Origin of the sequence: Phenylobacterium sp. (assembly GCF_044371015.1) — a bacterium.
Taxonomy (GTDB): domain Bacteria; phylum Pseudomonadota; class Alphaproteobacteria; order Caulobacterales; family Caulobacteraceae; genus Phenylobacterium.
The window spans coordinates 1-9,105 of the sequence record NZ_JBILUK010000123.1; the positions used below are offsets into that span (position 1 = coordinate 1).

Here is a 9,105-nt window from a genome sequence, read left to right on the forward strand (position 1 = left end):
GCCGTAGGGCGGGTCGAGGAAGGCGAGGTCGAAGGGCGGACCGTCGGCGCCGGGCCGCTGGCCCAGGTCGACGGCGCTGCGACGATGCACGCGGGTGGCGCCGAACAGGCCCAGCGCATCGACGTTTTCGCGGATGGCGCCCCGGGCCGCCTCGTCGGTCTCGACAAACAGGCAGAACGCCGCGCCGCGCGACAGGGCTTCGAATCCCAACGCGCCGGAGCCGGCGAAGAGGTCGATCACGCGGCGATCGGGCAGGCCCGGGCTCCACGGCGCATGCTCCAGGATGTTGAACACCGCCTGGCGCGCCCGGTCGGACGTGGGCCGGGTGCCTTCGCCCGGCGGAGCGGTGAGCGCCCGACCGCGAAAGGCGCCGGCGATGATGCGCAACTGGGGCCTCCTTGTCGAACCGCCCGCCTCGTTCCAAGGTTTCCCGCAACAATCAAGGGCAGGAGATGATCGATGGGGTTCGTGACCGTGACGCGCCGGGGCGGAACCGCTCTGATGACCTACGCCAACCCGCCTTTCGGCACCATGACCGCGGCGGGATCGCAGGAGATGCTGGAGGCATTCAGGCCCTTGGCCAGCGACCCCGACGTGCGCGCGGTGGTGATCACCGGCGGCGTGCCCGGCATCTTCATCCGCCACTATGACGTCGATGAGCTCACTGTGATGAGCGACACGCTGGTCGGACGCCCGCCTCCGCCGCCCGCGCCGCCGAGGCCGGATGGCCGCCCATCTGAGGGCTATCTGGCCCTGGTCGACGCCATCTTCGAGGCCGACAAGCCGGTGATCGCGGCGATCAACGGACTCTGCATGGGCGGCGGGTTTGAGCTGACGCTGGCCTGTGATCTGCGTGTCGCCGCGCCGGGTGTCGAGGCCATCGGCCTTCCGGAAACACGGGTCGGGATCTTTCCCGGCGGCGGCGGCACCCAGCGCCTGCCCCGCGTCGTGGGCGAGGCCAAGGCGCTGGAGATCATTCTGCGCGGCCTGACCTTCACCGGCGCCGAGGCCCACGCCATCGGCATGGTGCATGAGCTCGCAGACGATCCGCTGGCCCGCGCGCTGGAACTCGCCGCCGAGTTCGAAGCCAAGGGCGCCGATGGGGTGGCCTATGCCAAGCGGCTCACCCGCGCGGCGCTTTCCCGCCCGATCTGGGAGGGCCTGGCCGACGAGCGGGCGTCGTTCCTGGCCGTGATGCGGACCGAGTCGGCCGCCCAGGGCCTGCGCCAGGGGCGGGCCCCGGCCGAGATCCAGAAGGCTTAGCCTGGGGCTTCGCCTTGGCCCTAGGCTCCGGCTTCACTTTGGGTTTGGGCTTGGGCGGAGGATGCGGTCGAGCCTTGACCTTGGGCCGGGCCCAGCCGGCCTTGTAGGCCTTCTTGGCCGGCGGTTCGGGTGCGGCGATGGGCGCCGGGTCCGGGCTGGGATCGCCGCGCCGGGAGAGCTTGGGTTTGACCCGGTATAGCGGCCGGTCGCCGGTCGGCAGGTTCTCCGGTTCGATCAGGTGTCCGAACAGCTCGCGCACCACCCGCGGCCCCACCTCTTCGATCTCGCCCACGCCCAGCGGCCCCAGCGCCAGCGGCCCGTAGGCCAGCCGGATCAGCCGGTTGACCTTGAGGCCGAGCGCATCGAGCACGCGCCGCACCTCTCGATTCTTGCCCTCGGCCAGGGCGACGGTGATCCAGAGGTTCGCACCGCTGGCGCCCTCCTTGGCCTTGTCGAGCTTGGCCTCGATCGGCCCGTACTTCACGCCTTCGACGGTGATTCCCGGCAGCAGCCGGTCGAGCCGCTCCTGGTTGGTTCGACCATGCGCCCGCACCCGGTAGCGGCGCACCATGGCGCCCGAGGGCGCTTCCAGCGCCCGCGCCAGCTGGCCGTCGTTGGTCAGCAGCAGCAGACCCTCGGAGTTGAGGTCCAGACGGCCCACCGAGATCAGCCGCGGCAATTCGGCCGGCAGAGCGTCGAACACCGTGGGGCGCCCCTGCGGGTCCTTGTGCGTGGTCACCAGGCCCACGGGCTTGTGATAGCGGAACACCCGCGCGGGCTCAGGCTCCGCCACCACTTCGCCGTCGACCGTGACGATGTCGCCTGGCTCCAGCTTGGTGGCGGGCGTGTCGAGCGGGCGGCCGTTCACCGCCACCCGGCCCTCGGCGATCAGCCGCTCCACATCGCGGCGAGAGCCGACGCCGGCGCGCGCCAGCACCTTGGCCACGCGGTCGCCGTCGCCGGCCGGGACTTGACCGGGCTCGTCCGGCTGGGGTCGTAGTGGGTCATGGACCATGATCGCCAGACAATGCGCATCGCGCTCGCGGCCGCGCAAGCCGCCGCGGAGGCCGGGGAGGCGCCGATCGGCGCGGTGGTGGTCGATCCTGCAACCGGCGAGGTGGTCGCCACCGGCGCCAACCGCTCAATCGCCGACCATGACCCCTCCGCCCACGCCGAGATCGTGGCGCTGCGCGCCGCAGGCGCCGCGCGGGGCAATCACCGGCTGACCGGCCTGGAGCTGTTCGTGACGCTGGAGCCGTGCGCCATGTGCGCCGGAGCGATCAGTCATGCGCGGATCGGCCGGCTGGTGTTCGGCGCCGACGACGCCAAGGGCGGAGCGGTGGTCAGCGGCCCGCGCTTCTTCGAACAGCCCACCTGCCACTGGCGACCGGAGGTTGTCGCGGGCGTGCTGGCCGATGAGAGCGCGGCGCTGCTCCGGGGCTTCTTTCGGGCGCGGCGGGAAGCGAAATGATGATCGGCCTGATGCTGGCGGCGGCCGTCGCGGCGACTCCGGCTGATGTGGAAGCCCTGGGCTGGCTCGCCGGTTCATGGATCGAGCGGCGCGGCGAGACCGTGGTGCGCGAGGTTTGGCTTGCGCCGATGGGCGGGACCATGGCGGGCGTCAACCAGGCCAATCGTCCAGGCCGCAAGCCTCAGGTTGAAGCCATGCGGATCACGGTCGAGCCCGCCGGCGTGACCTTCACCGCCACAGTGCCCGGCCAGCCGCCCACCGCCTTCGTGCTCAGGCCCGGCCCGCCCGGCGAAGCGACATTCGAGAACCTCGCCCACGACTTCCCCCAGCGGGTGATCTACCGCCGCTGCGGCGAAGACCTCTGCGCCCGGATCGAGGGCCAGGTCGCTGGCCGGCTTCAGAGCCAGGACTGGCGCTTCCTACGAACCCCCAATCCCTGAACAGGGGCTTGTCAGGGCCGCCGCCGAGGGCCGATGATCCGTCCAACAATCAGTATGGGAGGATGCGATGGCGGGGCTTCTGGACGGCAAGGTGGCGATCATCACCGGCGCGGCGCACGGATTGGGCGAAGCCTACGCGCGGCTCTTCGCCCGCGAAGGCGCCAAGGTGGTGGTCAATGATCTGGGCGGCGCGCGCGATGGCTCGGGCGCCGATCGCTCGGCGGCGCAGAAAGTCGTCGACGCCATTATCGCCGAGGGCGGCCAGGCCGTGGCCAATGGCGACGACGTCTCCACCATGGCCGGCGGGGAATCCATCCTGAAGACCGCGCTCGACGCCTTCGGGCGCGCCGATATCCTGGTCTGCAACGCCGGGATCCTGCGCGACAAGACCTTCGCCAACACCTCCGAGGCCGACTGGGACGCGGTGATCAAGGTGCACCTGAAGGGCACCTACGCCTGCGCGTTGCCCGTCTGGAAGTGGATGAAGGACAATGGCGGCGGGTCGATGGTGCTGACGTCGTCGACGTCGGGACTCTACGGCAACTTCGGCCAGACCAACTACGGCGCCGCCAAGGCCGGCATCTACGGCATGGTCCGGGTGATGGCCATCGAGGGGCGGAAGTACAACATCAAGGTCATGGGCCTGGCGCCCGGCGCCTACACCCGTATGACTGCCGACCTGCCCGGGCGCCTCGGGCGCGAACCCGACCCGATGAGCCTGCCCGAGCGCCTGGCGCCCGCGGTGCTCTACATGGTCTCCGACCTCGCCGCCGACCACTCCGGCAAGATCCTCGGCGTCTCCTCGCGAGGCATCCGCGAGATCAAGATGCTGGAGACCGAGGGGTTCGCGCCAACCGGCTCGTTCACCGCCGAGGATGTGGCCAAGCAGGCCGATGTGATCTTTTTCGCCGAGTCCGAGAACCGCCGCGTTCCGGTTCGGTAGGGATTTCGGCCGGCCCCTACCTCAATCCATCATCCCCCGGATGAGCCGGGGGATGACATTGTGGGCTGGGCGATGTCGCTCGACTGCGATCCGGCGCCGGCGACTTCAGCCCAACGCCGCCAGCCGACGGTCCAGCCGGTCGCGGACCGCCGGCCACTCGTCAGCCAGGATCGAAAAGATCACGGTATCGCGGATGCGGCCGGTCCAGGTGACGCGATCCTGGCGCAGCAGCGCTTCCTCGACCGCGCCCAACTTCAGGACGGCTGCGCGGGAGCGGGCGTTTATCGCGTCCACGCGATAGACCACCCTCCGCGCGCCGCAGCCGAAGGCGTGAGCCATCATCAGCCGCTTCGCCGCCGGGTTCACCACCCCGCCGCGCACGTCAGGCCGATAGTAGGTCCCCCCGATCTCGACCACCGCATTGGCCGGGTCGATGGCGTAGAAAGTTGAGATCCCCACCACTTCGCCGCCGGCGATGACCGCGAAGCCCAGGGTGTTTCCGGCGGCGGTGTCGGCCATGAGCTTGTCCCAGGTCGGCTGGAAGTGCTCGCCGGCCCAGGAGTAGGGATAGATGTCGAGCCAGATGCGCTCATCGGCCTCGCAGGCGGCCTTAAGGCCCGCCGCATGGCGCTCGGCCATCGGCTCCAGCCGGACGTGGGTGTGTTCGAGGGTGTCGGCCGCCAGCTTCATGCCCGCGCCTTTAGCGCTGAAACCAGGGTCTTGGAACGGCCACTTCCGCCGCGGTGGATCCTCCTGAATTGTGCGCTGCAGAATTTCGTGGCGCGCGCCCTTGCAGCGCGGGCCTTGGCGCCTATCTGAGGCTTGCCCATTCTTGGGCGTTTCCTCCCTAATGACTGGCCGGGCCTTGCGCCCGGCTCTTTTTTTGGCGGTTACCCGCCGGCGTAGAGTTGCGCGGCCTGGATGAGGTAGGCCACGCCGACCGCGGTCACGATCCAGCGGGTCCAGTTTTTGAAGTTCACATCGCTCATGCGATCCAGGATTCGCCCGCCGACCGTCGTGCCCAGCATCGAGACGCCGATCGCCACCGCGAACACCCAGAGCGGCGGCAGACCCTGGGCGCCCGCCGCGAACAGCGGCGCGCCATAGACCACGATCTTGGCCAGGTGGGCGAACACCTGTGTGGCGGCTTTGGTGGCGACGATCTCATGGCGTGTGAGCGCGGTGCGCACGAAGAAAATGTCGAGCAGCGGGCCAGCCACGCCGGCGGTGAGATTGAGGCCGGTCACCAACAGCCCCGACAGGAACGCCTGCGACGGCCGCGCCGCATCCAGCTTCAGCCAGCCTTGCGGCAGCCAGGTGAGGAACGGCACCAGCCCCAGCAGCAGGAACAGCAGCGGCTTGGACGGCGCGAAGGAGAGCGTCGTGACCACCGCGGCGGCGATCAGCGAAGCCAACGCATACCAGCCGACGATCCGCCAGCTGACGTGTTTACGGTGAAGGATCGCCCGCCAGCCGTTGGCCACCAACTGCAGCACGCCGTGGCTGACGAAGGCCGCCTGCACCGGCAGCACCAGCGCGAGCGCGCCCATCAGGACGAGCCCGCCGGCCATCCCGAATACGCCCGACAGCGTAGCCGTCACAAAGGCCATGGCGATCACGAAGATCGCGGTCAGAAAGCTCATGGTAGTCCTCCGGGGTTGCGCCCGACTCCGGAGGACGGACACAGGCCGCCTCCGATCGCCGGGGAGCTGCGCATCGTGCGCGGGACGGATGGGGCGCAGGCGGCCGCTCGCGGCGCGCGCCCAGGACATCGCTTAGCGCAAGGCCAAGCGGGTTGTTCGGTGTTTGAGGCATCGGTTCGCGCCCAGCCTTACGACGACTGGGCGGCAACGCCAATTCAGTCCGCGACCCGGATCAGCATCTTGCCCGAATTGCGTCCCTCGAAGAGGCCGATCAGCCCTTCCGGCGCGCGCTCGAAGCCGTCGAGGATGGTCTCCTGATACTTGATGCGGCCGTCCTTCAGCCAGCCGGTCATGTCGGACACGAACTGAGCCTGCAGGTGGGGGAAATCGCTGGCGACGAAACCCTCCATGCGCACCCGGCTGTAGATCATCACCGAGAGATTCTTCACCGGATCGCCGCCGCCGTTGTAGGTCGAGATCATGCCGCAGACAGGGATGCGCCCGCGCACGTTCATGCGCGGCAGCACCGCGTCGAGGTGGGAGCCGCCGACGTTCTCGAAATAGACGTCGATGCCTTTCGGCATGGCTTCGCGCAGGCTCTCGCGCAGCGGCCGGGCCTTGTAGTTGATCACCGCGTCAAGGCCCGCTTCGTCCTTCAACCAGGCGGCCTTGTCGTCAGCGCCGGTGGAGCCCGCCACCCAGCAGCCTTTGATCTTGGCGATCTGGGCGACCACCGAGCCGACGGCCCCGCCGGCGGTCGAGACGAACACCTGCTCGCCGTCCTTCAACGCGCCCACTTCCAGAAGGCCGCCATAGGCGGTGATTCCGGTGCCGCCCAGCGCATGCATGTAGACGCTCAGCGGCAGGGCGGGATCGCGATCAACGATCTGCAGACCGCGCCCGTCGGAGACGAACCGCTCCTGCATCCCGGCCCCGTGACGGACGAGGTCGCCCTCCTTGAACTTGGGGTTCCGCGACTGGACGATCCGTCCGATCCCCCCGCCCAGCATCGGCGCGTCGAGCGGCTGATCGGCCGTGAGCCTGGGCCGCATGTAGGGGTCAACGGACATCAGCACGGCCTGCACCTGCACCTGGCCGTCGCTCGCATCCGGCGTCGCCACCTCGCGCACGGCGAAATCATCCGGAACCGGCATGCCGTTCGGACGGCGGATGAGATGGATCTGGCGGCTCGTGGTCATGGCGGGCGTTTCCTTGAAGGTTCAGGCGTCTTCTTGGGCGTTCGGCGGCGCCGGCTCAAGCCTTGGCGAGTTGCTCGCCCATCAGCCGGTGCAGCAGGTTGATCGCCTTCAGGGGCCGGATCATCACCTTGAAGTTCACGATCCGCTGGCCGTCGTCGCTCAGCGTGATCATGTCGATGCCGTTGATACGGATGCCCTCGATCTCGGTCTCGAACTCCAGGATCGCGCCGGTCGCATTGCGCCACTCGCCGATGTAGCGAAAACCCGCGCCGCCCAGCACCTGGTCGGCGCCGACCAGATACTTGAAGGCGATCTCACGTCCGCGCTGGGGCGTGTGGACGACCGGGCTCTCGAACACCGCCTCGGGATCGAGCAGGTCCCAAAGCGCCGCCTTGTCGTGGGTGGCCATGTAGTCATACCAGCGGTCGAGGGCGGGCAGGGTCATCGGCGGGTCTCCGGGTCAGGTTGTTGCATCGCGCAGGGCCTGGGCCACCGTCTTGGCGGCGTCGTTTTCGGCGCGCAAGCGGGCGAGATCGGCGGGCGAGAGACCGTCCAGGCTCAGATAGTCCCGTTTCCACCCCGGCGGCCCGGGCCAGACCAGCGGATTGCGCCAGGTGGTTCGGGGCTCGGTTGCGGCTTCCAGCAGGTCGAGCGCCAGACCCAAGGTCCGGTCCTGCGCCGTTACGTCATGAGGCGGCCCGGCCGCGTTTCCGAGCGGCGCATCGGTGAACAGGAACCGGGGGACGCCGCAGCGTTCGACGATGTCCAGCGCCGCGCCCATCACCACGGTCGCGATTCCCGACGCCTCGAGGGTGCGCGCGATCAGGCCCAAGGTCTGATGACAGACCGGGCAATTGGCCACCAGGATCGCTGCGTCCGCCCCATCCTCCCGGCATCGGGCCAGGATCTCCGGCGCGTCCACGCTCAGGGTGTGCCGCTGGCTGCGATTGGTGGGCGCGCCGTGGAAACGCGGGCTGACCGCGCCGATCCGCCCCGCAGCGACGGCGCGCCGCAGGGCCGGCAGCGGAAACCAGCAATTGGCGTCGTCGCTCAGGTGGGCCTGGTCCACCGCCACATGGCTGACCCGCAGGTCGTGGTCGCGGGCGCTGTCTCCGGAATAGACGGCATAGAACTTGGCGGCCGCGTTGTACGCCGCGCCCGCCCCCTGGTCGCCCAACTCCGGCCGAAAGGGCGCCGCCGTGGTGATGAGCGTGATCCGAGCCTGCGCCAGTCGCCCGACGAGCGGCGCAAAGGGAACATCGTCGAAGCGGGCATAATCATAGGGATTGCCGTAGCCGAGCGCCCCGTACCAGGCGTGGGTCCGGGCGATGTAGTCGATCGCGCGGTCGTCGGGGTCGGGCGTCACGGACATGATCCTTGCAGAAAAACCGTTGGCGCGGCCCCGGCGTCAATCGGTTAGGCTGCCGCCAACGACGAAAACTGGGAGACCCGCCATGGCCCGCATGAAGTTCGGCGCTTTCCTCGCCCCGCATCATCCGATCGGCGAGCATCCGATGCTGCAGATGCGCAACGACATCAAGTTCGCGGCGCAGCTCGACGCGCTCGGATATGACGAATTCTGGGTCGGCGAACACCATTCCACCGGCTGGGAGGTGATCGCCTCGCCGGAGATGTTCCTGGCCGCCGTGGCCGAGCACACCCACCGCATCCGGCTGGGCACCGGCGTGGTCTCGCTGCCCTATCACCACCCGTTCAACATCGCCCAGCGCATGGTGCAGCTGGACCACATGACCGGCGGCCGGGTGATCTTCGGAACCGGCCCTGGCGCGCTGCCCTCCGACGCGCACATGCTGGGCATCGATCCGATGACCCAGCGCGACCGCCAGGACGAGGCCATCGGCGTGCTCAAGCGGCTGTTCGCCGGCGAGCGGGTCGACCACAAGAGCGACTGGTTCACCCTCCAGGCCGCGCGGCTGCAACTCTTCCCGCTGCAGGAAGAGATGCCGATGGTGGCCGCCTCCTCGATCAGCCCGTCCGGCATGACGCTGGCCGGAAAGTACGGGATGGGCGTGCTCTCCATCGGTTCCAACTCCGACCAGGGACTGGCGGCGCTGCCCACCCAATGGGGCTTCGCCGAGCAGGCGGCGGCCAAGTACGGGCAGGTCGTCGACCGCAAGAACTGGCG

At 69.1% G+C, this 9,105-nt stretch carries 11 protein-coding genes and 1 pseudogene; 5 read left to right on the plus strand and 7 right to left on the minus strand.

Annotated elements, in window-relative coordinates; genetic code table 11:
- Positions 1-387, minus strand: a 387-nt coding sequence (locus ACIQ3R_RS11240; RefSeq protein ID WP_397418489.1) for an RsmD family RNA methyltransferase, incomplete at its 3' end; no start/stop codon positions are given.
- A 144-nt stretch (positions 388-531) separates the two neighbouring features.
- Between ACIQ3R_RS11240 and ACIQ3R_RS11245 the strand changes: the two are divergent.
- Positions 532-1,164, plus strand: a pseudogene (locus ACIQ3R_RS11245) (enoyl-CoA hydratase/isomerase family protein); the annotation flags it as partial.
- Here the strand turns inward: ACIQ3R_RS11245 and ACIQ3R_RS11250 are convergent.
- Positions 1,124-2,278 carry a pseudouridine synthase gene (locus ACIQ3R_RS11250; RefSeq protein WP_397418491.1) on the minus strand — a complete coding sequence of 385 codons (1,155 nt, stop codon included), beginning with the start codon at positions 2,276-2,278 and terminating at the stop codon, positions 1,124-1,126. The pseudogene ACIQ3R_RS11245 and the gene ACIQ3R_RS11250 sit on opposite strands and share 41 nt — an antisense overlap.
- Here ACIQ3R_RS11250 and tadA point away from each other — a divergent pair.
- From tadA to ACIQ3R_RS11265, 3 genes are all read left to right on the plus strand, one after another.
- Positions 2,270-2,734 (plus strand): tRNA adenosine(34) deaminase TadA, encoded by a 465-nt coding sequence (gene tadA / locus ACIQ3R_RS11255; protein WP_397418493.1) that lies wholly within the window; start codon positions 2,270-2,272, stop codon positions 2,732-2,734. The two genes, ACIQ3R_RS11250 and tadA, sit on opposite strands and share 9 nt — an antisense overlap.
- Positions 2,731-3,174, plus strand: a complete 444-nt coding sequence (locus ACIQ3R_RS11260; RefSeq protein ID WP_397418495.1) for a DUF6265 family protein — start codon at positions 2,731-2,733, stop codon at positions 3,172-3,174. Before tadA ends, ACIQ3R_RS11260 begins: the two co-directional genes overlap by 4 nt.
- A gap of 67 nt (positions 3,175-3,241) precedes the next feature.
- A complete protein-coding gene (locus tag ACIQ3R_RS11265; protein ID WP_397418497.1) occupies positions 3,242-4,117 on the plus strand; it encodes an SDR family NAD(P)-dependent oxidoreductase in 876 nt (291 codons plus the stop codon).
- Positions 4,118-4,222: 105 nt separating this feature from the next.
- Here the strand turns inward: ACIQ3R_RS11265 and ACIQ3R_RS11270 are convergent, their stop codons facing one another.
- The 5 genes from ACIQ3R_RS11270 to ACIQ3R_RS11290 form a co-directional block, all read right to left on the minus strand.
- Positions 4,223-4,807, minus strand: a complete 585-nt coding sequence (locus ACIQ3R_RS11270) for a GNAT family N-acetyltransferase (protein WP_397418499.1) — start codon at positions 4,805-4,807, stop codon at positions 4,223-4,225.
- A 200-nt stretch (positions 4,808-5,007) separates the two neighbouring features.
- Entirely contained in the window at positions 5,008-5,760 is a 753-nt protein-coding gene (locus ACIQ3R_RS11275) for a TSUP family transporter (protein WP_397418501.1), read from the minus strand.
- 215 nt (positions 5,761-5,975) lie between these two features.
- On the minus strand, positions 5,976-6,959 hold the full coding sequence (locus ACIQ3R_RS11280; RefSeq protein ID WP_397418503.1) for an NADP-dependent oxidoreductase: 984 nt from the start codon (positions 6,957-6,959) through the stop codon (positions 5,976-5,978).
- A gap of 55 nt (positions 6,960-7,014) precedes the next feature.
- Complete coding sequence (locus ACIQ3R_RS11285) at positions 7,015-7,404, minus strand: nuclear transport factor 2 family protein (RefSeq protein ID WP_397418505.1); 390 nt, start codon at positions 7,402-7,404, stop codon at positions 7,015-7,017.
- Between the two features lie 15 nt (positions 7,405-7,419).
- On the minus strand, positions 7,420-8,325 hold the full coding sequence (locus ACIQ3R_RS11290) for a glycine/sarcosine/betaine reductase selenoprotein B family protein (RefSeq protein ID WP_397418507.1): 906 nt from the start codon (positions 8,323-8,325) through the stop codon (positions 7,420-7,422).
- Positions 8,326-8,413: 88 nt separating this feature from the next.
- Here ACIQ3R_RS11290 and ACIQ3R_RS11295 point away from each other — a divergent pair.
- Positions 8,414-9,105: LLM class flavin-dependent oxidoreductase (locus ACIQ3R_RS11295; protein ID WP_397418509.1), on the plus strand; the 692-nt coding region annotated here is incomplete at its 3' end.